This is a genomic window from Campylobacter showae (assembly GCF_900573985.1).
Taxonomy (GTDB): Bacteria; Campylobacterota; Campylobacteria; order Campylobacterales; family Campylobacteraceae; genus Campylobacter_A; species Campylobacter_A showae_E.
Genome location: NZ_UWOK01000001.1, coordinates 939,654 through 964,348 on the forward strand (window position 1 = coordinate 939,654; position 24,695 = coordinate 964,348).

Sequence of the window (24,695 nt, forward strand, 5' to 3'; positions counted from 1 at the left end):
TTTGCTAGAATTGGACATTTTTTAAAAAAGGATACGATTGTGAAAATATTAGTAGTCGACGACAGCTCTACTATGAGAAGAATTATAAAAAACACCCTACAAAGGCTTGGGCATCAAGAAATTTTAGAGGCCGAGCACGGAGTCGAAGCATGGCAAATTTTGGGTCAGCACAGCGATATAAACGTGCTTATTACCGACTGGAATATGCCTGAAATGAACGGCCTTGAGCTCGTAAAAAAGGTCCGCGCCGAGGCAAAATACGTCGATATGCCTATCATCATGGTAACGACCGAGGGCGGTAAAGCCGAGGTCATCACCGCGCTAAAAGCAGGCGTCAATAACTACATCGTAAAGCCGTTTACGCCGCAAGTTTTAAAAGAAAAACTTGAAGACGTCTTGGGCTAAAAGAGCGTAAATTTGAAAGATAAATTTTACGAGCTTGAAGTTCTTTGCTCGCAGGAGCTTCGCGAGCTTTTCGAGGATCTCGTTTTTTCTTTGGGCGTTACTTGCACGCAGGAGACTGCCGGCGGGTTTATCGTCCGAGATGAAGACGAGCTAGACGAAGTGGAATTTGGCCTGCAAGAATACGCAAAATCTCTACAAAATGCGCTCGGCCGAGAGATCGAATTTAAGATAACAAAAAGCCAAAAAGAAAATAAAGACTGGTTAAACGAATACAAAAAAAACGTAAGACCGATAGAAATCGGTAAATTTTACATCCACCCAAGCTGGGAAGAGTCTAAAGGCGGGTTTGAAAATATTATCATCGACCCCGCTCTTGCCTTTGGCTCGGGTCACCATGAGAGTACGAGCGCTTGTATAGAGTGTCTGCAAAAATACGCCGCAAACGGCATGAGCGCGCTTGATGTGGGCTGCGGAAGCGGGATACTAAGCATCGCTCTAGCAAAACTAGGCTGCGTCACGGATGCCTGCGATACTGACGAGCAAGCAGTGCAAAGCTCGCAGAAAAACGCCAAACTAAATGGGGTTAAATTTAATCAAATTTGGACCGGTTCGGTGGCGAATTTAGGTAAAAAATACGACGTCGTCGTCGCAAATATAATCGCTGACGTGATACTAATGCTAAAAAATGATCTAATAAATTTGCTAAAAGAGGGCTCGTATCTCGTTTTAGCAGGCGTTTTGGATAAATACGAAACGCGAATTTTAGAGGCTTTTTCGTCGCTCAAACTGGTAGAAAGTCAAACTAAAAACGAGTGGAAAAGCTTCGTATTTCAAAAAGCTTAAAATAATTTAAGGAACATAATGGATAACAGAAAAAACGATGATAAAAATTTAAATAACGGCGGAAATAATTTTTTTAATAAAAATCCGATTTTGATTTTCGCCATTTTTGCTATCGTGATAGTGATAGCATTTCGCGGGCTTGGAGGCGGCGAGATGGACGGCACGCTACTAGGACAGAGCGCAGCCAGCTCTAAAAGCACCTCATACTCCGAGATAAAAGAGATGATAAAAAACAAGCAAGTAGCGCAAGTAGGCATCTCGGAAACTTCGATAAAAGCCGTGGATAACGGCGGCAGAACATACTTTGCCAAAAGGGTCAACGATCCGACTCTAGTGCCGATTTTAGAGGAGCAAAAGATCCCTTATGGAGCGTATAGCGAGACGAATTGGTTTACTGAAATGCTCTTTTCATGGGTGCTTCCTATTTTTATTTTCTTTGGAATTTGGATGTTTTTGGCTAGCCGCATGCAGAGAAATATGGGCGGCGGTATACTTGGCATGGGAAGTTCTAAAAAACTAGTAAACTCTGAAAAACCGAAGGTTAAATTTGCCGACGTGGCGGGCGTGCAGGAAGCAAAAGAAGAAGTTAAAGAGATCGTGGATTTTCTAAAGCATCCGGATAGATATATAAATTTGGGTGCCAAAATCCCAAAAGGCGTGCTTTTAGTGGGGCCTCCGGGTACGGGTAAAACATTGCTTGCAAAGGCCGTTGCGGGCGAAGCGGACGTACCGTTTTTCTCGGTTTCCGGATCGAGCTTTATAGAGATGTTCGTTGGCGTAGGTGCTAGTCGCGTGAGGGATCTTTTTGAAAATGCAAAAAAAGAAGCTCCGGCAATCGTCTTTATAGACGAGATCGACGCTATCGGCAAAAGCCGCGCAGCTAGCGGAATGATCGGCGGAAACGACGAGCGCGAGCAAACGCTAAACCAGCTTTTGGCTGAGATGGACGGCTTTAGCTCGGATGCGTCGCCCGTTATCGTACTTGCCGCGACGAACCGTCCGGAGGTGCTTGATGCCGCGCTTTTAAGGCCGGGTAGATTCGACAGGCAGGTGCTTGTAGATAAGCCTGATTTTAAAGGTAGGATCGAAATTTTACGCGTACATATAAAAGATATTAAGCTAGATCATAGCGTTAGTATCGAGGATATCGCGCGCATGACGGCGGGCCTTGCGGGAGCGGATCTAGCAAACATCATAAACGAAGCCGCGCTACTAGCGGGCAGAAAAGAAAAAGGCAAAGTCGAGCAGGCTGATTTGCTCGAGGCCGTTGAGAGAGCGATCGCTGGTCTTGAGAAAAAATCTCGCCGCATAAATCCGAAAGAAAAACGCATCGTGGCCTATCACGAGAGCGGACACGCACTCATAGCAGAGACCACCAAAGGCGCAAACAGAGTCACCAAAGTATCGATCATACCGCGCGGGCTTGCGGCACTGGGATACACGCTCCATACGCCTGAAGAGAATAAATTTATGATGCAGCGCCACGAGCTGATGGCTGAAGTGGATGTGCTTTTGGCGGGGCGCGCAGCGGAAGAGGTCTTTATAAAAGAGATTTCGACCGGTGCTGGCAACGACCTAGAGCGCGCGACCGATATACTTCGCTCGATGATCTCGATATACGGCATGAGCGATATTGCGGGACTTATGGTGCTTGAAAAGCGTCGCAGTACTTTCCTTGCTGGCGGTCAGGCCGACAGGGATTACAGCGACAAGACGGCGGAAAAAGTAGATGAATTTATCAAAAATACGCTAGATGAGCGTTATAAACACGTACTAGAGACGCTTCGAACTTACGGCGACGCGATAGAAAAGATGGTAGAGGCGCTTTACGAGGAGGAAACTATCGAGGGTGCGAAGGTTAGAGAGATCATCGCAAACTACGAACAAGAGCGCGGCATGCCTAGCAGGCTAGTAAATTTGGAAGAAAATAAAGAGGAACAAGCGTAAAGATATGCAAAACATCGGGCTAATCGCAAAACAGGGCTACAAATACGTTTTCGTTTTAGGGCTTTTGCTTTTGCTTGCGCTGGTTTTGGGCGTATGTCAAATTTTATTTTTCGTGCTTTTTGCGCTTTGCGTATTTTGGTTTAGAAACCCGGAGCGAGCACTAGGTAGCGATGATGCGTACGCCGTACTTAGTCCGATCGACGGTAAGATAAAAAGCATAGATAAAATTTACTATTTTGATACGCAGTGCGTAGCCATAACTATCCGCAAGGGCGTATTTGACGCGGGCGCACTCAGAGCTCCTTGCGATATGGAGCTTTTAGAGGCCAAACAAAGGCACGGACTGTTTTTGTGCAACGCTATGGAAGCTTCTAAAAATTTAAACGAGCGTGCCTTGTTTGTCTGTAAAAACTCGGATAATAAATTTGCGATCCGCGTCGTCGTGGGACCCCTTAGCAAGGGTATTTCTTTTGAAAATTTTAGCCGACTAAAAGCGGGCAGGAGATTTGGCTTTTTAAGTAGTGGTGAGGCGATTTTGATACTACCCGCAAATACGAGAATAAGCGTCAGCGTAGGCGAAAAGGTCGCGAGCGCGGGCATTTTAGGGTTTTTTAGCTACGAGGAAAAAGATGCAAGACAATCAGCATAAACTTCAGTTAATGTATATTTTGCCGAATTTATTCACGGCGGCTTCAGCGTTTTTGGGTATTATTAGTATTATCGCTTCCGTCCGCGGCTATATCGCGGCCAGCGCAGGACTAGTCGAGGAGGCTAACGGCTACTTTTTTAAGGCTATTGTTTACATAGTTTTATCGCTATTTTTGGATGGACTTGATGGGCGAGTAGCGAGGCTAACTAAAACTACGTCAAAATTCGGCGTGGAGTTTGACAGTCTTGCCGATATTATAGCTTTCGGCGTCGCGCCCGCGATGCTTTTTTACTTTACGGTCGGACACAGCTTTGGGCGTTTGGGTTCGCTAGTCGCTGCACTGTTTGTAGTTTTTGGTGCTATTAGACTTGCTCGGTTTAACGTAATGACCGGCACCTACGAGCCGTCTGTTTTTATCGGCCTTCCGATACCAACGGCGGCCATTGTGTCTGCATTTTGGGTTGGGCTGAGCTTGGAGTATGATTTTACTAGAAGTGCCGAATGGTTTTTGCTGTTTTTGCAAATTTTGCTTTCCGTTTTGATGGTAAGCAACATCCGCTACCCTAGCTTTAAAAAAATCGATCTAAAAAAAGCCCATTTTTTACGCATATTAGTCGGCCTTACGGTCGCGTTTTCGGTTATTTATATCTACCCGATCGAGGCGGTTACGGCTTTAATGAGCGTTTATGTTTCTTACGGTATAATCCGCTATGTTTTTATGAGATGTAAAAACAAAAAAAACCAAAAGGAGAGCGAATGAACGGCAACGTCAAATTTAACGCATTTTTCTCTCTACTTCTGCTGCTGCGCTAAGCAGCGACTCTTTCACACCCTAATAATAAAAATTTAACCACACAAACAAAAACCCCAAAAAGGATAAAAAATGAACAATGATAAAATAATAATATTTGATACGACTTTACGAGACGGCGAGCAAAGCCCCGGCGCATCAATGAATACCGAGGAGAAAATCCGTATCGCGCGCCAGCTAGAGCGCCTAAACGTAGACGTCATGGAGGTCGGCTTTGCGGCGGCTAGTAGGGGCGATTTCGACGCGATACATCAGATCGCCAAGCAAGCCTCAAACGCTTCTATCTGTTCGCTCGCCCGTGCCGTGGACGGCGATATAAAGGCTGCGGGCGAAGCTATAGCTCCGGCAAAAAATAGGCGCATCCACACCTTTATCGCTACGAGCCCGATCCATATGGAGTTTAAGCTAAAAATGTCTCCAGATGAAGTGATTAGACGCGCCGTGCGAGCCGTGGAATATGCTAAAACCTTCTGCGAGGACGTCGAGTTTAGCTGCGAGGACGCGTGCAGGAGCGAGATGAGCTTTTTAAAAGAAATTTGCGACGCCGCTATAAACGCCGGAGCAAAAACCATCAACATCCCAGACACCGTGGGGTATCTATATCCCGAGGAGATTACCGCTCGCATAGGAGAAATGGTTAAATTTATAAACGGTCGCGCAGTCATCTCCGTGCATAATCACAACGACCTAGGCCTAGCTACGGCAAACTCGCTAGCCGCGATAAAAGCGGGCGCCAGACAGGTCGAGTGCACGCTAAACGGCATCGGCGAGCGTGCCGGAAATGCCGCGCTTGAAGAGATCGTGATGGCGATAAAGACGCGTAGCGACGTATTCGCACCGCTTTACACGGACATAGTATATAAAGAAATTTATCCTAGCTCGCGCCTGCTAGCGGGCATCATCGGTATCGAGCCTCAGCCAAACAAAGCCATCGTCGGTAAAAACGCCTTCGCTCACGAAAGTGGCATCCACCAAGATGGCGTGCTAAAACACAAAGAAACCTACGAAATCATCAGCGCCGAGAGCATCGGACTGGATAAAAACTCGCTGATACTAGGCAAACACTCGGGTCGCCACGCCTTTAAAGATAAGCTAATAAGCCTTGGTTTTGAGCTCGAAGATAGCGCGCTAAACGAGGCGTTTGAGAAATTTAAGGCGCTAGCGGATAAGAAAAAAGAGATCTTTGACGACGATTTGCGCGCGCTGGTAACTAGCGAAATCATCAAGATCCCCGAAGTTTTCGAGTTTTTGACGCTAACGCAAAGCAGCTGCAACAAAGGCCTAAGCAGCGCTGCTATCACGCTTCGTCACGCCGACGAGATCAAGAGCGATGCGGCGCTAGGCAACGGTACGGCGGATGCGATATTTAAAGTCATCGACCGTCTAAGCGGCATAAACGGCGTACTAAAAGACTATAAGGTAAACGCCGTTTCGCAGGGCAAGGACGCGCTGGCAAACGTAGTAGTGAAGGTCGAATTTGACGGCAAAACCGTCATCGGACACGGACTTGATATCGACACGATGACGGCGAGCGCTAGAGCGTATATAGGCGCGCTAAATAGCTACGTAAAGATTGCCGCAACAAAGTAAAATTTGAGCGGTTTGACCGCGTCACTTAACAAATTTAAGGCTCGGATTCGGGTCTTAAATTTGTAAAATTAACCTTTAAATTCGGCTTGTTTTAAAACCAACAAAAATATAAAACTCAAATTTAAACCTCCTCGCATTTACCGCCGCGTCTTTAAAATTTGATATAATCAAGCCAAATTTTCAAAGGAGAAAATATGAAAAAAATCGCGTTTTTGTTGATGATTATCGGGGTATTTGCGTTTGCTAAAAGCGAAGAAGCGCCGCAAAAATCTGAGCCAAAGCAGCTCGAGATGGTGCTGATCCTAGATAAATCAGGCTCGATGAGCGGGCTTGAAAGCGATACTATCGGCGGCTTTAACTCGATGATCGACAAGCAAAAAGAAGCGGGCGTGGACGCCAAGGTAACGACGGTGCTTTTTGATACGAATTTTAAAACTCTGCACGATAGAGCCGATATCAAAAAGGTTGAAAAGCTAACGAATAAGGACTACGTCGCTGGCGGTAACACCGCGCTATTAGACGCCGTGGGTGATACGATAAATAAAATCTCAAAAGTCGAGGATATCTATGCTAAAAACAGAGCCGTGCTTTTCGTGATCGTAACCGACGGACAGGAAAACTCGAGCAAGGAGTACTCAAAGGCGCAGATAAAAAAGATGATAAGCGACAAGCAGGAAAAATACGACTGGGAGTTTATATTTTTGGGAGCGAACATCGACGCGGTTAGTGAGGCGCAGAGCCTAGGCATAAAGGGCACTAACGCTGTGAAATACAAAAACAGCAGCGAGGGCGTGCAGAAAAACTTTGAGGCCGCTGCCGAGATGTCCAAAGATATGGCGATGGATAAAAAATCAAGCTCCAAGTGGCGCGAAAAGGTGCTTGAGGATAAGTAAAATTTGACTTGAGGCACGGCTTATTGCCGTGCTTTTGTAAATTTGCGGTTGTTTTTTAAATAGCTAGTCATAGCGCAAAGCGTAGCAGGGCGATCAAATTTGACGAGGCGAGTTGTTTTTATTTCTCGTCAAATTTAACAAAGCCGTTTCGCTTTGGCGCTATTATCTATAAAAATTATTCGGGCGACTTTGCGACGGATTTATCGCCTATCGCCCGCACAAAACTACTTTTTCAGCTTCTCGTAATCAATCATAAAATCAACGAATTTACTTTTAAAATTCGGATCTTTTATTAGCCCGTATTGTATCGTCGCAGCCTCGATGTTATCGATCTCTTGATATAGGTGCCCCAGCGCCACGCGGCTTTCCATCGCGTTTGGATCGGTGAGCTTAGATAGCTCCAAAAGTGCGGTTGCGTTTTGCGGGTGATTTGAGCCGATGGCGGCCACGGCGGCTAGAAACAGCGTGCCCGCGTCATTTATCTTAAATTCGTCGATTATGCGGTTGTAGATCTGATAGCTCTCCTCAAAATCGTTCGTAAAAATATCGATGTAGGCTAGCGTTTGGAGCAAGTCGGAGTTATTGGCGCCTTGTTTTAGCAGCGCTTTTATTTTCTCGCGCTCGTAGTTTAGCAGACCCGAGATTTGCAAAAGCTTGATGTATTGCTCTTTGATGATGTTTGCGCCGTGGTAAAACGCCGCGTCGTTTAGCCGCTTGTCGTGGAAGTAAATTTGTATCTGCTCGACGTATTTTTTGATGCCTTCATCCTTGTAGTTTGCGATAAAATCAAGAATGTTCGCCACGATATCATCAGGCAGCTTAGCTTTTAAAATTTGCGTTTTTTTGGCAAACTCCTCACCCTTGTCGGTCATCTTTGCGATTATCGCGTCAAAGGCCAAATTTAGCGCGCTCTCTTCCTTTTCTTGTTCTAGCCAGCGCATGAGAGCGCCGCTATTGTTTGCGATGAGCGCCATTAGAGCTTGGCTTACGGGCGCGTCTTTTGAGCTCGCGTCGTGGTCGAGATTTTCTGAAATTTCTTGTAGTAGTTTGGTGTTATCTACGGCGTTTATGTCGTTTGCGATGGCGCCCAGCACGCCTGCTAGGTGGTTCGTCGGGTCTAGGTGGTAGCTCATGATAAAGTGCTTTGCCGCCATGCTAAAGTTGCCCAGCTGCGCGTAGCTAAGGGCTAGGTCGTAGTGTAAAACCGAGTGTTCGGGATAGAGCGAGATGAGCGATGCAAACTGCGCGTTAGCCTGCTTTAGCTTGTAGTTTAGGGCGTTTGCGATGGCTGAGGATAGCTCTAAATTTACCTTTGAGAGCGCGCCGCTAGCGTTTAGGTAGTTGCCCGCCGCGCTTGCATCATCCAAAAATAGGCTCACTCCACCCTTTCTTATATAGTTTATCGTTTGGGTAGGGTCAAAAACCTTATAAGGCGCGAAGTAAAACAGCGTCTCGTAGCGTTTGGTTTTGTCGAAAAATAGGTCGTTTCTAAAGTGCGCCTGAGCTAAATTTACGTCGAAAAGCTCTGGTTTTAGGATCGTTTTGATCGGGAAATTCGCGTTTAAAAACAGCGGATCTTCGTGAAAAACAGCTTTTATTTCATTGGTCGCAGCTTCAAAATTGCCGTCTTTTAGGTTGATGATGGCTATCATCGAGTTTATTTTATTTGAGTCGCCGCCTTTGTTTAGTGCTAAATTTAGCCTATTTCTGGCCTTTTCGTATTGCCCGAGCCTTGCGTAGAGCATACCCAGAGCTAGATCTGCGTCAAATTCTTTTTGAGCTTCTAGCTTTTTTATCGCTTCGGTGTCGTCGCCGATAAAGCTTAAAATTTTAGCCGCTAGGTAGTCGTAGCGATCTTTATAGTAGCCGTTTTCGGCGTGCGAGAGGGCCGCTAGAGCCTCGACGTATTGGCCTTTATAGTAGTTTATGAGCGCGTAGTAGTAGTTGTATAGCGGAGAGTCTGCTTCTTTATATAAAAACGAGCTTGCGAGATTTATATAGTAGTTAAAATTTTGTTCGTTTTTTAGCTCCAGTGAGCTAACTGCGGCATTTATGGCGCTAACGGCGACATTTTCGTTATTGTCGATAGCTTTTTTAAAGCTTTTTAGCGCGTCTTCAAATTTGCCCTGCCTCATCTGTGAAACGCCGAGATTATAGTTTGAGAGGCTTTGGTTGTAAACTGCGATGTTTTCGTAGATTTTCAGCGCCTCAAATTTATTGCCCTTTTCGTAGAGTAAATTTGCCTTAGCGATCATGTCGTCGATCTTCGAGCTGCCGAATTTTTGCGACTCGTAGTGCTCCTCGATATCTTTTACGATCTGTTTTTCGTCTATCGGCGGCTTTTTCTCGCCTCTAAAAACGAAAAATAAAACTACGGCCAAGATGATGACGAGCGCGCCCGCCGATCCTCCGATGATAAAAAGCTTTTTCTTGCTTTTTTTGGCGTCATCTTGCGCGTCTGCGGTTTGTTCGGGGACTACTGGTTCTAGCTCGTCGAGCGAAACCAGCTCGTCGCTTTCGCTGCCTTCTTGTTCTTCCGGTCGAGGTGCTTTATCGCTTGGCTCGGCCTCTTCGAGGATTACTACGTTTTCATCGTCGTTTTGCGCCACTACATATACCTTTTAAGAATTTCCGGGATCTCGATGCTGCCGTCTGCTTTTTGGTAGTTTTCCATTATCGCTATGAGCGTTCTGCCTACGGCTAGGCTCGAGCCGTTTAGGGTGTTTACCAGAGCGTTTTTCTTGCCGTCTTTGTAGCGGATTTTAGCCCTGCGCGCTTGGAAGTCGCGGGTATTTGACACCGAGCTTATCTCGCGGTATTTGTTTTGCCCCGGTAGCCAGACCTCGAGGTCTATCGTCTTTGCCGCGCTAAAGCCAAGGTCTCCGCTGCAAAGCAACATGTGGCGGTGCGGCAATCCAAGGCTCGTTAGCAAATCGCTAGCGCACGCTACCATCTCGTCTAGCATCTGTGCGCTAAGCTCTGGAGTCGTGATGGCTACGAGCTCGACCTTTTCAAACTGATGTTGGCGTATCATGCCGCGCGTGTCGCGTCCGGCGGAGCCCGCTTCTTTACGGAAGCACGCCGAGTAGCAAGTCATCTTTATCGGTAAGCTCTCTACGGGTAAAATTTCGTCATTATAAAGATTCGTCACCGGCACCTCACTAGTAGGGATTAGATACAGGTCCTCGCCCTGAGCCTTATATAGATCGTCTTCAAATTTAGGCAACTGTCCGGTGCCGTAAAGCGTATTTGCATTTACCAAAAACGGCACGTTAACCAGCTCAAAACCGCGCGCGTTGTTAAAGTCGATCATGTAGTTAACTAGCGCTCTTGATAGGCGCGCTCCCATGCCCTTTAACACGCAAAAGCGCGAGCCAGAGAGCTTAACGCCGCGCTCGAAATCAAGCCAGCCTAAGCTCTCGCCAAGCTCCCAGTGCTCCTTTGGCGTGAAGTCAAATTTGGTCGGCTCAAGCACGGTTTTTACGCAGACGTTATCGTCCTCGTCCTTGCCAAACGGTACGTCTTCGTCGGTGATATTAGGCACGCAGCTTGCGATGTTTTCGAGCTTTTCCTCGTATGCGCGCACGATTTCTGCGGCATCTCCCATCGCCGCTTTGTTTAAATTTAGCTCGTTTTTTAGCTCGTCGGTGTTCTCGCCGTTTCTGGCCTTTATGCCTAGCTCTTTGCTCTTAGCGTTTTGGATCGCTTGGAAATTTTCTAGCGCTTGACGTTTTGCTTTTAGCTCGTTAAACGTCGTCAAAAGCTCGTTTAAAACCTCGGCTTTTACGTTTTTTCCTTGTAATTTTTTTACGAACTCGTCGTAGCGAGTGTCGAGTAGTTTTAAATTTATCATGTCTTCTCCTTAAACCATAAACATAACTTTAGCAAGTATTACGATGGCCGCAGCCGCCGCAAATGCAAACGGATGAATGTTGCCTAGCGGGCTAGGGCGCTTTAGTATAAATTTGCACGTGAGATTGGTTGCTACCGCTGCAAATATTAGTAGCGCCAAAATAACCTTTATCATAAAGACGATTTGTAAATTCGATTCAAAATATCCGCCCGCCTTCGAGCCGACCCAACTACTCATCATCATGCCGCCCGTTAAAATCAAAATCAGCACGCAAAGCGGCATGATCTTTATCGCGACGCTTGAGATAGCCTGCTGCGCTTTTTGCGCTATTTCTGCGGGCAGTTTCTTTTTGGCTCTTGAAAAAATAATCACGTCAAAAAATAAAAATCCGACGAAAATGATAGCGCAGATCAGATGAATAAGATGCGCGTAAGGGTAGATTGCTTGCACTTTTTTCCTTTAAATTTATTTATAAATGCCGGTTGCGGCGCGTATTTTTTCCATTATCGGCGCTGCTACGGCTCGCGCTCTTTTCGCGCCTTCGTTTAAAATTTCATCCACTTCGCCCGCGTGATTTAAATAATAATCAAATTTCTCTCTCGCGTCCGCAAAATAGTTCCAAACCAGCTCGTTTAGATACATCTTAAAGTGTCCGTGTCCTTCGCCGCCGCGCTCATACCTAGCCTGTAAGTCGCGCTGTCCGTCCTCGTCTAGGAATAATTTAGCTATATTATAGACGTTGCAGTTTTGCCACTGCTTAGGCGCTTCGAGCGGCTCAGAGGTTGTCACGATGCTTGAAATTTGCTTTTTTAGCCCTTTGGCGCCGGCGAAAATATCTATCGTGTTGCCGTAGCTTTTGCTCATTTTCGCGCCGTCGGTGCCCGGCACGGTAGCGACGTTTTCATCGACTTTATACTCAGGCAGGACAAATATATCGCCGTGCTCGTTGTTAAATTTGATCGCTATGTCGCGCGCGATCTCGACGTGCTGGATCTGATCCTTGCCCACGGGCACGACCTGTGCGCCGTATAGCAGGATATCGGCCGCCATCAAAACGGGATAGCTAAAAAGCCCGTGATGCGAGGTGAGGCCCTTTGCGACCTTATCCTTGTAGCTATGCGCGCGCTCAAGCAGGCCCATCGGGGTGTATTGACTCAGTATCCAGTAGAGCTCTAAAACCTCTTTGACGTCGCTTTGCACCCAAAATACGCTCTTTTGCGGATCGATACCCAGTGACAAAAACGCGCTTGCGGCCTCATAGGTGTTTTGTTTTAGCTTCCCCGCGTCGGCGACCGAGGTCATGGCGTGATAGTTTGCGATAAATATAAACATCTCGTTTTGCCCCTGCGCCTCAACCATTTGCTTGATCGAGGCGAAGTAGTTGCCTAGGTGTAGTTTGCCGCTTGGTTGCAAACCCGTTAGTACTCTCATTTTTCTCTCTTTCTTATTGCTGCGCGTTGTCTTTTGCGCGCTTTTTGCGGATTTCGTTAAAATTTGACTCGATAGGCTACATGCCCTATCTTCGTCAAATTTTAACTTCAAAGCCACAAAAAATCATCGCAAAATACTGCCGCTTCAAAATTTGCATTAAATCATACAAAATTTGTAATCTGCTAAATTTAAAATTTTACTTATCTTTTTGCTCTAAATTTTGCAATCCGCCGATTTTGAACTTAAATTTTAGCTCACTTAAGATTTGACGTTCGCTACTCAAATTTCAGCGATACGACCGCGCCTAATTTTCACGCCGATACGGCCAAACGCTTTCGTATTAAATTTAAACCGCTCAAATTTAAAAAAGAAATTTAAAGCCGCAAATTTGAAATTTACGCTCAAATTTCAACTGAAATTTTACTTAATCCTTTTTCTTGATTTTAGTTCCGTCTCGATCTCTTTCGCGACTTGCTCCAGCTCCTTGCCTTCGACGTCTATTATGAGATCGGCGACGCTTTTATACATCTTTTTTCTCTCGTCAAAAAGCTTTTTGGCCGCGTTTAAATCCTTTAAAAGCGGGCGCTTGGCGTAGTGCATCTGCGCTTCGCCGCTCTCGTCTATTCGCTTTAAAATCGCCTCGAAACTTGATTTTAGATAGATGATTTTGCCGATTTTTTTTAGGCCTTTGACTTTTGCAAAGCCGCCGCCGGCCGCTATCACCGAGGATTTTACGTTTTTGGCCAGCTTTTTAGCGAGTTTTGCTTCGCATTTTCTAAAATACTCCTCGCCTTTTTTCTCGAAAATTTCTTTAACTTTTAAATTTTGCTCGCTTTCGATCAGCTCGTCGGTGTCTAAAAACAGCTTGCCCGTTTTTTTTACGATATGCCTTGCTACCGTGCCTTTGCCAACGCCCATAAAGCCGATGAAAACTAGATTTCTACTCACTTTTTCCCTCGTTTTCCTCGTCCGAACCGCTGCGATTTTTCGGGATCAGCACGATCGGTGTGCCCGATAGGTCAAATTTTTCGCGTAGTTTGTTCGTCAGGTAGCGCGTGTAGCTAAAGTGCAGGGCGCGCGGACGGTTCATCACGAGCGCGATCTTAGGAGGTGCGAAACCAAACTGTACCGCGTAGTAAATTTTCACGCTTTTGCCCTTTTCGCGCGGTATAGGATGCGCTTTTACCGCCTCTTCGATGGCTTCGTTTAGCCTTGCGGTTTGGATTTTTTGCGTGTAGTTTTTATAAACTTCTAAAATCAGCGGGTAAATTTTATGCACTCTTTTGCCGCCCAGAGCCGAAACGCTGATGATCGGCGCGTAGGCTAGAAATTTAAATTTATCCCTGATCTCGCGGCTAAATTTATCAAAATCTTCCTCGCTTTTGTCCCATTTGTTTAGCACGATTATGACGCCGAGCTCAAATTTAGCCGCTAGGCCCGCGATACGCTCGTCAAGCTCGGTTAGCGGTTCGGAGCTATCAAGCACCAAAAGCGCGATGTCGGCGAGCTCGAGCGCGGACTCGGTGCGGTTTAGCGCGTATCTTTCGATACCCTCTATCTTGCCGCGTTTTCTGATGCCAGCCGTATCGACGAACTCAAAAATCCTATCCTCATAGACGAAAGTCTCGTTTACCGGGTCTATCGTCGTGCCAGCTACGTCGCTCACGACCGCGCGGGACTCTTTTACTAGCGCGTTTAGTAGCGAGCTTTTGCCGACGTTTACGCGTCCGATGATGCCTACTTGGATATTTTTGCGCTCGTAGTCCTCGCGAGCCGATATCTCCCTGACCACCTCGCCGTCGTCGCCGAAATTTTCCAAAAACTCGTCCAGATCTTCGCCTACGTCGGGGCGGATCTCATCTTTTAGTTGCTTGTAGATCCAGTCTGCTAGCTCGTCGATGCCGGCGTTATGGCTAACTGAGATAGCAAAGCTCGTTTTCGCGCCGAAATTTGCAAACTCGTAGCTTCGCAGCTCGTCTTTTTTGCTATCGACTTTGTTGATTACGAGTGCTGTCGGCAAATTTAGCTTTAAAAGTGCGTAGTATAGGGCTTTGTCCTCATCGCTAGGCATCATTTTGCCGTCGACCATAAAGATGATCGCGTCCGAGCTTCTGGCTTCGGCTAGGGTTTTTGCCTTGACGTTTTTAAAGAGCTCGCTACTATCGTCCAGTCCGCCGCTGTCGATCAAAACGCAGCTTCTGTCGTAAATTTCTATGATTGTTTTGTTAGTATCTCGCGTCGTACCGCTAACGTCGCTAGTGATGGCTATACGTCTGCCGGCTAAGCGGTTAAAAAGCGAGCTTTTGCCGACGTTTGGCTTGCCGACTAAAATTATCTTTTGCAAAATTTTCCCTTAAAAATCCCGTTAAATTTACGGCTAAGTTCGCCGCGTTAAATCCCAATTATACAAATTTTTTGCTTACATTGTTTATAAATTTAAGCCGTTTTGCACTACAATATGACCAAATTTAAAGGAAAAATTTTGTTTCGTAGATACGTTTTGCACCATTTGGGCGCTTATTATATGATCATCGCGTGTATGTTTTTTGCTGCCGTCGGGGGCTTTGCGAAGGTTTTGAGCGAGCAGATGTCTAGCATCGAGGTCGTATTTTTTAGAAACGCCGTCGGGCTTGCCATCGTGCTTTACGCGATTTACAAAAGGCCGCCGACGTACCAAAAAGGCGGGCAGCTTTTCGTGCTGATGTTTCGCGGATTTATCGGCACGATCGCGCTTTTTGCCCTTTTTTACAACATCGCTCATATAAATTTAGGCGCGGCCTATACTTTTCAAAAAACCAGCCCAATTTTCACGGCGATTTTTGCGGCGATTTTCTTAAAAGAAGCGCTTAGCAAAAAGGGCTGGGGCGCGATATTTCTGGGCTTTATCGGCATACTTTTTATCATCCAACCAAATTTAGGCATCAGCAAAACCGACTGGCTGGGTCTTTGGAGCGGCGTGGGGGCGGCGCTTGCGATGCTTAGCGTCAGAACTCTTCGCAAAAGCTACGACACGAGCGTTATCGTGCTTAGCTTTATGGCGTGGGGAACGGCTTTGCCGATGCTTTTGATGGGCATTGCGGAGTGGGTCAAATTTGAGCCTCTAGATTTCTTGCTTTCGCCGTTTGTGGCGCCGAATTTTAAAGGCGTAATCCTAATCGTGCTAATGGGGCTTGCGGGCTATTTTTTCCAGTTTTATATGACGAAGGCGTATGCGGCGAGCAAAAAGGCGGGCTCGGTCGCCGCGATAAGCTATATGGACGTCGTATTTTCGCTCGTCGTGGGCTATTTTATGGGCGATACGCTACCTAATGCCGCGGCATTTTTTGGTATAATGCTGGTCGTTATCAGCGGAATAATCGTAGCAAGGGAGAGATGATGATACTAATAGCAGGGCCTTGCGTCATAGAAAGCGAGCAACTCGTTTTTGACGTGGCAAAAAGGCTAGTTAAATTTAACGAAGATAAGCGGATAGATTTTTATTTCAAATCAAGCTTTGACAAGGCAAATCGCACGAGTATAAGCTCATTTCGCGGACCCGGACTTGAAAAAGGGTGCGAAATTTTAGCCAAGGTCAAAAAGGAATTCGGTTTTAAAATTTTAACCGATATCCACGAGAGCTACCAGGCTGCACCCGTAGGCGAAGTGGCCGACGTGCTGCAAATCCCGGCGTTTTTGTGCCGTCAGACCGATCTACTCGTAGCCGCGGCTAAGACAAAATCGGTCGTAAATATCAAAAAAGGTCAGTTTTTAGCCGCCTCTGCTATGAAGCATTCAGTTAAAAAAGTGCTGGAAACAAGGGGTATTAGCGGCGACGGATACGAGGTTGCTAAACAAAACGGAGTGTGGTTAACGGAGCGAGGCAGCACTTTTGGATACGGAAATTTAGTCGTAGATATGCGAAATTTGGTGCTGATGAGGGAGTTTGCGCCGGTGATTTTCGATGCGACTCACAGCGTGCAGATGCCAAGCGCTCTTGGCGAAAAAAGCGGCGGGGACGCGAGATTCGTGCCGTATCTAGCGCGAGCTGCGGCGGCTGCGGGCGTGGACGGATTTTTTTACGAGACGCACGTAAATCCTTGCGAGGCGCTTTGCGACGGGCCGAATATGCTAAATTTGGATGAGTTAGACGCAAATATCGCTCAAATTTTTAAGATAAAAGACGCCCTGGGCGATGCAAACTAAGGGCTTTTTGTGGGTGCTAGGCGGCGCGGTCGCCGAGTGCGGCTGGGCGTACGGGCTAAAACACGCCCAAAACGTCGTAGGATTCGCGCTTACTGCCGCGTTAGTCTGCGTTAGCTTCGTATCGTTTATGAAGGCTATGAAATACTTGCCCGTTAGCGTTGCATATACCGTATTTGTGGGGTTTGGAGCATTTTTTATCGTGGTCACCGAAAGCGTTAGCGAATACAGCTCAAGCGGCCAGACGCCAGATTTATTGCGGCTATTTTTCATAGCGACGCTAGTTGCGGGCGTACTGGGGCTAAAAAGGCTAAAATCTTGACGCATATTTTAGCTCTTTTGGCGGCTGGGTGCTGCGAGGTTTTGGGCGTGTTTTTTCTAACCAAATTTCAAAAAAGCTTCGGCGTGAAAAAGGCGGCGAATTTTTTGATTTTGGTCGCAAATTTCGCCCTTTCGCTCTGGCTTCTTAGCTACGCGATGCAGGCAATGCCGATGTCGGTGGCGTACGCGATTTGGACCGGTATCGGAGCGGTCGGAGCCGTGGGCGTCGGAGTGATTTTTAACGGCGAAAAAATGAGCGTGAAAAAGGCGTTTTATCTATCGTTAATAACGTTAAGCGCGGTAATATTAAAGATAATCTAAGGGACAAATTTGGAGGTAGTAGAGCAGGTCACGTCGCGAGATAAGAGTATTGTAAAAACAGGCCTCATAGGCATAGTGGCAAATGCCATTTTAGCGGCTATAAAGGCGGTAGTGGGCTTTGCTAGCGGCTCGATCGCTATTATTTTAGATGCGGTAAATAACCTAAGCGACGCGCTCTCATCGGTCATCACCATCGTTGGCATAAAAATAGCCGGGAAAAGCCCTGATAAAGAGCATCCATTTGGCTACGGCAGAGTGGAGTATCTAACGGCTATCATTATAGGCGTGATCATACTTTATACAGGCGGCACCTCCGTGGTTGAGTCGGCTAAAAAGATCATCTCGCCAAGCACCCCAAACTACGACACTATCTCGCTTATTTTGATCGCCGTTTTGGTTGTGGTCAAATTTGCGCTTGGTCTTTACACGCAAAGGGTCGGACAAAAGGTAAATTCCGACTCACTCATAGCAAGCGGAGTGGACGCGAAATTTGATGCTCTCATCTCGCTTGGTACGCTTTTGGCGGCTTTGGTCTTTGTATTTTTTGGCGTTAGTCTTGAGGCGTATTTTGGCGTGATCATATCGCTACTTCTTATCAAGGCGGCACTTGAAATTTTACGTGACGCGATAGATAAAATTTTAGGCGCGAGGATGCCTAACAGCGACAGCTCGCAAATTTATGAGTGCATAGGCTCGTTTGACGGCGTGCTAGGGGTGTATGACCTTATGTTTAACGATTACGGCCCAGACAAGAAGCTAGGCAGCGTGCATATAGAGGTGGCGCACGACATGAACGCCGCGCAGATAGATGCGCTTACTAGGCGAATACAAAATGAAATTTTTGCGAAATTTAACATTGTTTTAGATACCATTGGCATCTATGCATTTAACAAAGAGGACAACGCAACAAGGCTAAACGTCGAAAAGATAGTTTTTGGACATAAATTTATCAAGCAGATGCATGGATTTTACATAAATAAAGAGACAAATACGATCACGTTTGATATTGTCATAGACTTTAACGCGCCAGATAGCTCGGCGCTCTACCGCGAAATTTTATCGCAAGTAAGTAGCGCATATCCTAGCTATAAGGTCATCATCACGCGTGACACGGACTACAACGGATAGAAATTTAAGGAGCAGACATGAAAATAATCGAAGGAAATTTGGCTTTAAAAGGCGGCGAAAAGGTCGCCATAGTGGGCGCGAGATTTAACCACATCATCACCGATAGGCTGGTCGAGGGCGCGAGGGACGCGTTTTTGCGCCACGGCGGCGATGAGGCAAATTTGAGCCTCATTTTGGTGCCGGGCGCGTTTGAGATACCGATGGCGCTTGAAAAGGCGCTAGCTAGCGGTAAATTTGACGCCGTTTGCTGCGTGGGAGCGGTGATTCGCGGCTCTACGCCTCACTTTGACTACGTGAGCGCCGAGACCACCAAGGGCATCGCAAACGTCACACTAAAATACGGCAAGCCGGTGACCTTTGGCGTACTAACGGTAGATAGCATCGAGCAAGCGATCGAGAGAGCGGGCTCAAAGGCCGGAAACAAGGGCTTTGAAGCGATGACGGGCGTGATCGAGATGCTAAGCTTATATAAAAATTTGGAGGCGTGAAATGGCGACTCGTCATCAGGTTAGGCAGGCCGTCGTTTCGCTACTATACGCGCGCGAAATGGGCAGCTGCAGCGAGGAGTTCGTCGAGGAATTTTTAGAAGAAAAAAAGATCAGAAACGATCAGCGAAGCCTTGCGCTGTCGCTTTTTCACGGCATTTTAGAGCATGCGGATGAGCTTGATGCGCTACTAAACGCGCGCCTAAAAGAGTGGAAGATAAACGAGATCGGCAGCATCGAGCGCGCCGTGCTGCGACTGGGAGCATACGAGATGAAATTTACCCAGACCGACAAGGCCGTCATCATAAACGAGGGTATCGAGCTTGGCAAAGAGCTGGGCGGAGACTCGGCACCGAAATTTATAAACGGCGTGCTAGACGCATTAAAGGCCGATTTGTGAAGCTATGCGTCGCGCTTGATTTGGGCTCGAAGCAGGAGTGCTTGCAGCTGGCGGAGGGGCTTGCGGACTTTTCGGATAAAATTTGGCTTAAAGTTGGTCTACGAGCTTATTTGCGCGACGGAGCGGGATTTGTGGAGGAGCTAAAAAAGCTCGGAAATTTTAAAATTTTCCTCGATCTAAAGCTCTACGACATCCCAAACACGATGGCCGATGCCGCCGAGGAGATCGCTAAAATCGGCGTCGATATGATAAACGTGCACGCAAGCAGCGGCAAGCGCGCGATGGCAACGGTGATGGAGCGACTAGACAAGCTAGCTTCGCGTCCGCTGGTGCTAGCGGTTTCTGCGCTAACTAGCTTTGACGAGACCGAATTTAGCGCGGTTTACAAGCAAAATTTGGACGACGCCGTGCGAAAATTTAGCGTGATGAGCTATGAAGCGGGGCTTGACGGCATGGTCTGTTCGGCATTCGAGAGCCGCCTGATAAAGGACGCAACGAGCGCAAATTTTATCACGCTCTGCCCTGGCGTAAGGCCGTTTGGCGAGAGTGCGGCAGATCAAAAGCGAGTGGCGGATCTTGGCGTCGCGCGCGAGGCGGAGACTGATTTTATAGTAGTCGGTCGGCCGATTTATCAAAGCGCTGATCCGCGCGAAATTTGCGAGCGGATTTTAGGGCAAATTTAGCGCCAAAGCTTGCGTAAAATTAGACGCAAGTTTATTTTCAGCAGGATTTTCCGCGCGAGAATTTTAATTAACTCATCGCGCAAGGACAGCTCGGGCGGTGACTGAGTGCAGCAGCGAGATAAAATTTAGCGAGCTTTGCAGCGCAGGAATGAAATTTAAAATTTCATTCAAAGCGGTGAGCTTGGCGGAGCTTAAAAGAAATTTGAGGTAAATTTGAGCGATTTTAGGAAAATACCCTATGTCGGCGAGGCGACAGAGGCCGATCTGCTGGCACTCGGCTACACTGACATCACTTCGCTAAAGGGTGCGGATCCAGACGAGATGTTTGAACGCACAAAGGCGCTCGGACGCGGTAACGACAGGTGCATCCTCTACGTTTACCGCATGGTTTGCTACTACGCAAATACGCCCCGTCCCGACAAAGCCAAGCTGAAATGGTGGCTTTGGAAGGACTAAAATTTCAAATTTGACCAGCGACAAGCCGCTTAAATTTGATAAAATTTTTACGCTACTTTTTCCGTGCAAGAGCAAGAGGCGCGAAAATACAAATTTAAGCAAGATATCAGCGGTATTTAATTATAATGCGGTTTCTTTTTTGTGGACAGATGGGTGAGTGGCCGAAACCACACCCCTGCTAAGGGTGCAGCTTCTAACCGGGGCTCGAGGGTTCAAATCCCTCTCTGTCCGCCACGAGATATTCAAATTTCTTTGCAAATCACGTATTTACTGATGTTTGCGCTCATAAAAAATACAAATTTACTGTACCAAATTTCGGACATTTTTCGCTTGTGATAGCAAATTCGGCAATTTGTGATAGAAATTTTTCAAGACTTGGGGGCAAGACATGCTTTCTAAGTTAATCACGAAAATTTCAAACAGACCTAATTTTTATTATTTCGATACGGCTATGAAAGACGGTAGAAAAACCACCGTCAGATATTGTCTTTTTACCGACGACGAGAGTGAAGCTCGCACACTTGCAAGTAAAATAAAGGCCAAGGTAAATTTGACGCTAATGCAAAGAATTGCGAGAAAGCCTGCTTCTCTAGCCTTATTAATAAGAAATCAAAGAAGATCGAAAGAGGATGCGGATTCTTTCATAAAGGCCAATAAGCTATTTTTAGATATCTGCGAATACAAAAGTCTTTTTCAATCTGCCGTCGCCGAGTTTTATAACGTGACATTGTATCAAGAACAAAGCACCCCTGCTCTAGAAACTCCCTCTATCATACAAAAAGACACGCAAAAGCCTAAGCGGCATCTATCGTTTGAAAAAATAGCCAAACGCTACATACAAACCGAATGCGAAAAACTAAAGTCAAGCGATAAGACGAAGGGTTATTACGTAAAGACGGGCAAAATTTTAGACGAGTTCTTTAAAAACAAAGATATGTCGGAACTTGATTATAATAGTGCCGAGAATTTTCAAAGTCATTTGTTAAAAACCCAAAAACTTCACAAGAAAACCGTAAACAATTATATATCATACTCTAAAAGATTATTTGAATATGCTATAAGAATCAACGAAGTCGCCAGCAATCCATTTAAAACCTTAACTTCATTTAAGATTACGGCCGAAGAAAAATCTCCTAAAGACAACTTTACTATGGGCGAGCTTGGTTTGGTATTTGATACAGATAGGCTCGATTTACGAAACTATATGATGTTTGCCCTCTATACCGGCCTGCGGTTAAATGAAATTTGGCAACTAGACGGCATGAGCATAGACGAACGAGAGGGCGTAAAATTTATCAATGTAAAAACCGCAAAGCAAAAAGGAGGAGCCGTTAAATACAGACAAATACCAATACATCAAGATATAGATTATCTTAGCGATATGAAATGGCTTGAAGAGATAAAAGTAGACAGAGGCAATTGCGACTATTTTAGCAAGCGACTAAATAAACATATTCATACAATCATACCGGAAGCAAACGTATCGTTTCACCGACTTAGAGGAAATTTTGCTAAAGCCGTAAAGGATTATTGCTTAGAAAACGGAATCGCAGATATCACATCCATTCTTCTAGGGCATTCCACCGACTTGGCGACCGATACTTATGCAAAAGGCATATCGCTCAAAGTTAAGCAAAAAGTGATGAAAGGTTTGGATATATTTAAATTTTTAAAGGAACAAAAAACACCAAAATAGCCATTTAACGACATTCAAAAGCTTCTGAAGGATGACTTATAAACTTTCGCTTATATTTCAAGAAAAGGATAATAAGTGGAACTAAACGTAAGGAAACTATTCGAAGTAAGCAAATACGATGAGCTTGATCATGGTGCTATTAAACGGCATTATATGTGCGAGCCTAAAAAGTTGTCTGACGATATAAAAAGTTGTTTTAAGCAGATTGGTAGGGTCAAGGGAGCTTCTAGAGAAAAATGGCTTAAGGCCTCGGGGGTGCTTGTAAGTAAATATTGCGAAAGTATTCCTAAAAGCGATATCGAAAAATACCGATCTTTGGCGGATGATTTTACCAAAAATAACAAAGATAAGGGCTTTTTAAGATTCCAAAAAGAGATAGACGAAATCATAGATCACAAACTGTCAAATTTGTATACCGACGGGGCAAATTCTTATCCAGAAAAAGAAACGATAAAATTTACGAAAGGCGGTGTTTTGGTTTGCGGAGAATTTATTTCGAATCGTATCGCAAAGGCTATCGGTAGCTATGCATTAAAAAAATCTAAAAGTAAAAATAGCTATGAGCAGTTAAGGAATAATGCGCCAGATAAAAACATTATGGAATTATTGGAGGAATATTTGGAAGATAAGAGGGATATGCAGAATTGTACAAAGTCTACAATAAAAGAATATAGGCTTGCAATCAGTAGACTAAAAAAATTTTTGGATGAGAATGGGATTAGTCTTGTGGACGTGAAATATGAAGATGCTAAAGGTTTTCAAAAGTATATTTCCAACCAAAGTAGCAAGGATAGATCCAATAATACAATCGGTTATCTGTCTAAATTCTTTGAGTACTTGGAGTATAGGGGAATAATTAATAAAAATCCATTTTTTAAAAATATGCTTATGAGGTATAGAGTAAATAAATATAATAAAAAGAGGAATTTTAAGGATGATGAATTTATAAAGATTTTTTCAGGAAAATACAAGATAGAAAAAGAACTACTTGATTATATAAGATTTATTTTACATACCGGACTTCGTATGGAAGAGTTTATGAGACTAGATAAAGATAGCTTTTTTGAGAAGAATGGCATAAAGCTTATTAGAGTCAAAACTGCTAAACAAAAATTCGGAAATACCTCAGAAGACGAAATGGTCCTTCATGAAAATATTCACGACTTAGCCAGTTATGACTGGATAGACAATATAAAGCGTATTTGTAAAACTAAAAATGCTTTGGAGCATAGGGTTAATAGGGCAATAGACAAGGTTGTAAATAGTAAAGATGTTAGCGCTCATCGTTTGAGGGGGAATTTCGCTCAGATAATTCGCGAGTATGACGCTTGTAAAGGTGTTAGCGAATTTATGCCAGATATTGCTTCGGTACTAAGACATGCGTCAAACGACTCAAATTTTATGAGCAATAAACGAGAGCAATTACCAAATATAACTAATTTAATGTTGCGAAACAACAAGTCTAATTCGGAGCTTATATATTCTCAGAGTAGCGCTATAAAAACACAAATGCATATATTGAAAGCATTTGACGGCATCCCGCAGGAATATTTTGAATATCTTAAAAGTAACGACTTGCCACATCTTAAGACTAAAAATAGTAGCACCGTTAAGCAATGCCAAAAAATCAAAAAAAACCAACGCCGTATTTATATTACTCCAGCTCCGATGACTTGCATCGATATGATTTAAAAATTTAAAATCAAAAGAGTGCAAAGAGGGTAATAATGAGCTTATTACCCTCTTCCTTTTTTCATTTCACTTAAGATTAAATTTATATTTAGCTAGATATGGAGAAATTTAAAAAACATTGATTCAGACAGGTTTGCTTCGTAAATTTATACCCTACACACCAAACTACACAAATTCTAAACCGATGTGGCGGATTTACTTGCAGTTTCTTAGATTTTATCCGTCAAGAAAAGCGGGGGCAAAGTAAAATTTGTGCCGTACGTATCATCTCGTGCGCTGCAAAAGCCGCCGTCACAAAACAACCTCAACCGCGTAAATATCGTCAAATTTGACCCTCGTCTTCACTACCGTTAGGCTTTTATCCATCAAATTTACGTTTGAAACCAGCCCCTCTATACTCACGTAGCCCTGTCCGTCGTGGTATGTGATTTTTACTTTGTCGGCGGGCTTTAGTTTGCTTATTTTATTTAGGATCTCTTCTATCTTAGACTCGTCTAGGTCTAGCTTTTCGCTCTTTTCTCGCTCCTGCGCTTTTAGGGCTTTTTCTAGGGTTGAGAGAGGATTAAACGAGCTAAAAATTTTGGCTCTATCCTTATTCACCGCTTTTGTGCCCTCCTATCTTTTTGTTTCTATCTCGTCCGGTGGCCTCCGGTAGCAGGTCGATAGCCCTTAGGATGGAGTTTTTGCCGTATTTTTCTTTTATCTTGTTTAGGGTTTTTAGCACAGTTTTTTCTTTTGCGTCTTCTTCTTCAAAGAGGCTTTTTTCCGGTATTATGTAGCATTTGCACAAGTTTTTAATAAAAACTAAATAATGTTAAGATATAATTTTGCTTTTAAAACGAAAAATGGATTAAACAAATGCCTAAACGATATATCACCGCCAGCTCTTTATTTAATGAATTAAAAAATATA

Annotated in this window: 26 protein-coding genes and 1 tRNA gene; 19 read left to right on the top strand and 8 right to left on the bottom strand. The window is 45.0% G+C overall.

Going from position 1 to position 24,695, the window contains the following annotated elements; translation table 11 throughout:
• The first annotated feature begins 39 nt into the window (after nucleotides 1-39).
• The 7 genes from EE116_RS04685 (at nucleotide 40) to EE116_RS04715 (ending at nucleotide 7,138) form a co-directional block, all read left to right on the top strand.
• Nucleotides 40-405 (top strand): chemotaxis response regulator CheY, encoded by a 366-nt coding sequence (locus tag EE116_RS04685; RefSeq protein WP_002952918.1) that lies wholly within the window; start codon nucleotides 40-42, stop codon nucleotides 403-405.
• 12 nt (nucleotides 406-417) lie between these two features.
• Nucleotides 418-1,248, top strand: coding sequence for a 50S ribosomal protein L11 methyltransferase (locus tag EE116_RS04690; protein WP_122873446.1), 831 nt, complete (start codon nucleotides 418-420; stop codon nucleotides 1,246-1,248).
• An 18-nt stretch (nucleotides 1,249-1,266) separates the two neighbouring features.
• A complete protein-coding gene (gene ftsH, locus EE116_RS04695; RefSeq protein WP_122873447.1) occupies nucleotides 1,267-3,195 on the top strand; it encodes an ATP-dependent zinc metalloprotease FtsH in 1,929 nt (642 codons plus the stop codon).
• Nucleotides 3,196-3,199: 4 nt separating this feature from the next.
• On the top strand, nucleotides 3,200-3,844 hold the full coding sequence (locus EE116_RS04700) for a phosphatidylserine decarboxylase (protein WP_122873448.1): 645 nt from the start codon (nucleotides 3,200-3,202) through the stop codon (nucleotides 3,842-3,844).
• Nucleotides 3,825-4,604, top strand: coding sequence for a CDP-diacylglycerol--serine O-phosphatidyltransferase (pssA, locus tag EE116_RS04705; protein ID WP_122873449.1), 780 nt, complete (start codon nucleotides 3,825-3,827; stop codon nucleotides 4,602-4,604). Before EE116_RS04700 ends, pssA begins: the two co-directional genes overlap by 20 nt.
• Before the next feature lie 123 nt (nucleotides 4,605-4,727).
• Entirely contained in the window at nucleotides 4,728-6,245 is a 1,518-nt protein-coding gene (locus tag EE116_RS04710) for a 2-isopropylmalate synthase (protein ID WP_122873450.1), read from the top strand.
• 194 nt (nucleotides 6,246-6,439) lie between these two features.
• Nucleotides 6,440-7,138: a vWA domain-containing protein gene (locus EE116_RS04715; RefSeq protein WP_122873451.1), complete on the top strand. Its 699-nt coding sequence runs from the start codon at nucleotides 6,440-6,442 to the stop codon at nucleotides 7,136-7,138.
• Nucleotides 7,139-7,362: 224 nt separating this feature from the next.
• Here the strand turns inward: EE116_RS04715 and EE116_RS04720 are convergent, their stop codons facing one another.
• The 6 genes from EE116_RS04720 to der all read right to left on the bottom strand — a co-directional run bounded on the left by EE116_RS04720 (nucleotide 7,363) and on the right by der (nucleotide 14,766).
• Complete coding sequence (locus tag EE116_RS04720; protein ID WP_122873452.1) at nucleotides 7,363-9,747, bottom strand: tetratricopeptide repeat protein; 2,385 nt, start codon at nucleotides 9,745-9,747, stop codon at nucleotides 7,363-7,365.
• Nucleotides 9,747-10,991 carry a serine--tRNA ligase gene (gene serS, locus EE116_RS04725; RefSeq protein WP_122873453.1) on the bottom strand — a complete coding sequence of 415 codons (1,245 nt, stop codon included), beginning with the start codon at nucleotides 10,989-10,991 and terminating at the stop codon, nucleotides 9,747-9,749. Before serS ends, EE116_RS04720 begins: the two co-directional genes overlap by 1 nt.
• Before the next feature lie 9 nt (nucleotides 10,992-11,000).
• The gene (locus tag EE116_RS04730) at nucleotides 11,001-11,441 is read right to left on the bottom strand and encodes a copper resistance protein CopD (RefSeq protein ID WP_122873454.1); all 441 of its coding nucleotides are present in this window, start codon (nucleotides 11,439-11,441) and stop codon (nucleotides 11,001-11,003) included.
• 15 nt (nucleotides 11,442-11,456) lie between these two features.
• Nucleotides 11,457-12,539, bottom strand: a complete 1,083-nt coding sequence (gene trpS, locus EE116_RS04735) for a tryptophan--tRNA ligase (RefSeq protein ID WP_338120524.1) — start codon at nucleotides 12,537-12,539, stop codon at nucleotides 11,457-11,459.
• Nucleotides 12,540-12,842: 303 nt separating this feature from the next.
• The gene (locus EE116_RS04745) at nucleotides 12,843-13,370 is read right to left on the bottom strand and encodes a shikimate kinase (protein WP_122873457.1); all 528 of its coding nucleotides are present in this window, start codon (nucleotides 13,368-13,370) and stop codon (nucleotides 12,843-12,845) included.
• Nucleotides 13,363-14,766 carry a ribosome biogenesis GTPase Der gene (der, locus tag EE116_RS04750; protein WP_122873458.1) on the bottom strand — a complete coding sequence of 468 codons (1,404 nt, stop codon included), beginning with the start codon at nucleotides 14,764-14,766 and terminating at the stop codon, nucleotides 13,363-13,365. The genes EE116_RS04745 and der overlap by 8 nt, the downstream gene beginning before the upstream one ends.
• Nucleotides 14,767-14,868: 102 nt before the next feature.
• On the opposite strand from der, the gene EE116_RS04755 reads away from it, so the two are divergent.
• The 12 genes from EE116_RS04755 (at nucleotide 14,869) to EE116_RS04810 (ending at nucleotide 23,783) form a co-directional block, all read left to right on the top strand.
• Nucleotides 14,869-15,798: a DMT family transporter gene (locus tag EE116_RS04755; RefSeq protein ID WP_122873459.1), complete on the top strand. Its 930-nt coding sequence runs from the start codon at nucleotides 14,869-14,871 to the stop codon at nucleotides 15,796-15,798.
• Nucleotides 15,798-16,604: a 3-deoxy-8-phosphooctulonate synthase gene (kdsA, locus tag EE116_RS04760; RefSeq protein ID WP_241091635.1), complete on the top strand. Its 807-nt coding sequence runs from the start codon at nucleotides 15,798-15,800 to the stop codon at nucleotides 16,602-16,604. Before EE116_RS04755 ends, kdsA begins: the two co-directional genes overlap by 1 nt.
• A complete protein-coding gene (locus EE116_RS04765; protein ID WP_122873461.1) occupies nucleotides 16,594-16,923 on the top strand; it encodes a DMT family transporter in 330 nt (109 codons plus the stop codon). The genes kdsA and EE116_RS04765 overlap by 11 nt, the downstream gene beginning before the upstream one ends.
• Entirely contained in the window at nucleotides 16,920-17,243 is a 324-nt protein-coding gene (locus EE116_RS04770) for a DMT family transporter (protein WP_122873462.1), read from the top strand. Before EE116_RS04765 ends, EE116_RS04770 begins: the two co-directional genes overlap by 4 nt.
• Before the next feature lie 9 nt (nucleotides 17,244-17,252).
• On the top strand, nucleotides 17,253-18,371 hold the full coding sequence (locus EE116_RS04775; protein ID WP_122873463.1) for a cation diffusion facilitator family transporter: 1,119 nt from the start codon (nucleotides 17,253-17,255) through the stop codon (nucleotides 18,369-18,371).
• A 17-nt stretch (nucleotides 18,372-18,388) separates the two neighbouring features.
• Complete coding sequence (gene ribH / locus EE116_RS04780) at nucleotides 18,389-18,859, top strand: 6,7-dimethyl-8-ribityllumazine synthase (protein WP_021090940.1); 471 nt, start codon at nucleotides 18,389-18,391, stop codon at nucleotides 18,857-18,859.
• Nucleotide 18,860: 1 nt separating this feature from the next.
• Nucleotides 18,861-19,256, top strand: a complete 396-nt coding sequence (gene nusB, locus EE116_RS04785) for a transcription antitermination factor NusB (RefSeq protein ID WP_122866360.1) — start codon at nucleotides 18,861-18,863, stop codon at nucleotides 19,254-19,256.
• Complete coding sequence (gene pyrF, locus EE116_RS04790; protein ID WP_122873464.1) at nucleotides 19,253-19,939, top strand: orotidine-5'-phosphate decarboxylase; 687 nt, start codon at nucleotides 19,253-19,255, stop codon at nucleotides 19,937-19,939. Before nusB ends, pyrF begins: the two co-directional genes overlap by 4 nt.
• A gap of 213 nt (nucleotides 19,940-20,152) precedes the next feature.
• Nucleotides 20,153-20,395 (top strand): helix-hairpin-helix domain-containing protein, encoded by a 243-nt coding sequence (locus tag EE116_RS04795; RefSeq protein WP_122873465.1) that lies wholly within the window; start codon nucleotides 20,153-20,155, stop codon nucleotides 20,393-20,395.
• Nucleotides 20,396-20,538: 143 nt separating this feature from the next.
• Nucleotides 20,539-20,629: transfer RNA gene (locus tag EE116_RS04800), tRNA-Ser, on the top strand.
• A gap of 154 nt (nucleotides 20,630-20,783) precedes the next feature.
• On the top strand, nucleotides 20,784-22,091 hold the full coding sequence (locus EE116_RS04805; protein ID WP_122873466.1) for a tyrosine-type recombinase/integrase: 1,308 nt from the start codon (nucleotides 20,784-20,786) through the stop codon (nucleotides 22,089-22,091).
• 75 nt (nucleotides 22,092-22,166) lie between these two features.
• Entirely contained in the window at nucleotides 22,167-23,783 is a 1,617-nt protein-coding gene (locus tag EE116_RS04810; RefSeq protein ID WP_122873467.1) for a tyrosine-type recombinase/integrase, read from the top strand.
• Between the two features lie 291 nt (nucleotides 23,784-24,074).
• On the opposite strand, the gene EE116_RS04815 is transcribed toward EE116_RS04810, so the two are convergent.
• Nucleotides 24,075-24,383: a YolD-like family protein gene (locus EE116_RS04815; protein WP_002951954.1), complete on the bottom strand. Its 309-nt coding sequence runs from the start codon at nucleotides 24,381-24,383 to the stop codon at nucleotides 24,075-24,077.
• Complete coding sequence (locus EE116_RS13035) at nucleotides 24,376-24,507, bottom strand: hypothetical protein (protein ID WP_277418946.1); 132 nt, start codon at nucleotides 24,505-24,507, stop codon at nucleotides 24,376-24,378. Before EE116_RS13035 ends, EE116_RS04815 begins: the two co-directional genes overlap by 8 nt.
• Between the last annotated feature and the right edge of the window lie 188 nt (nucleotides 24,508-24,695).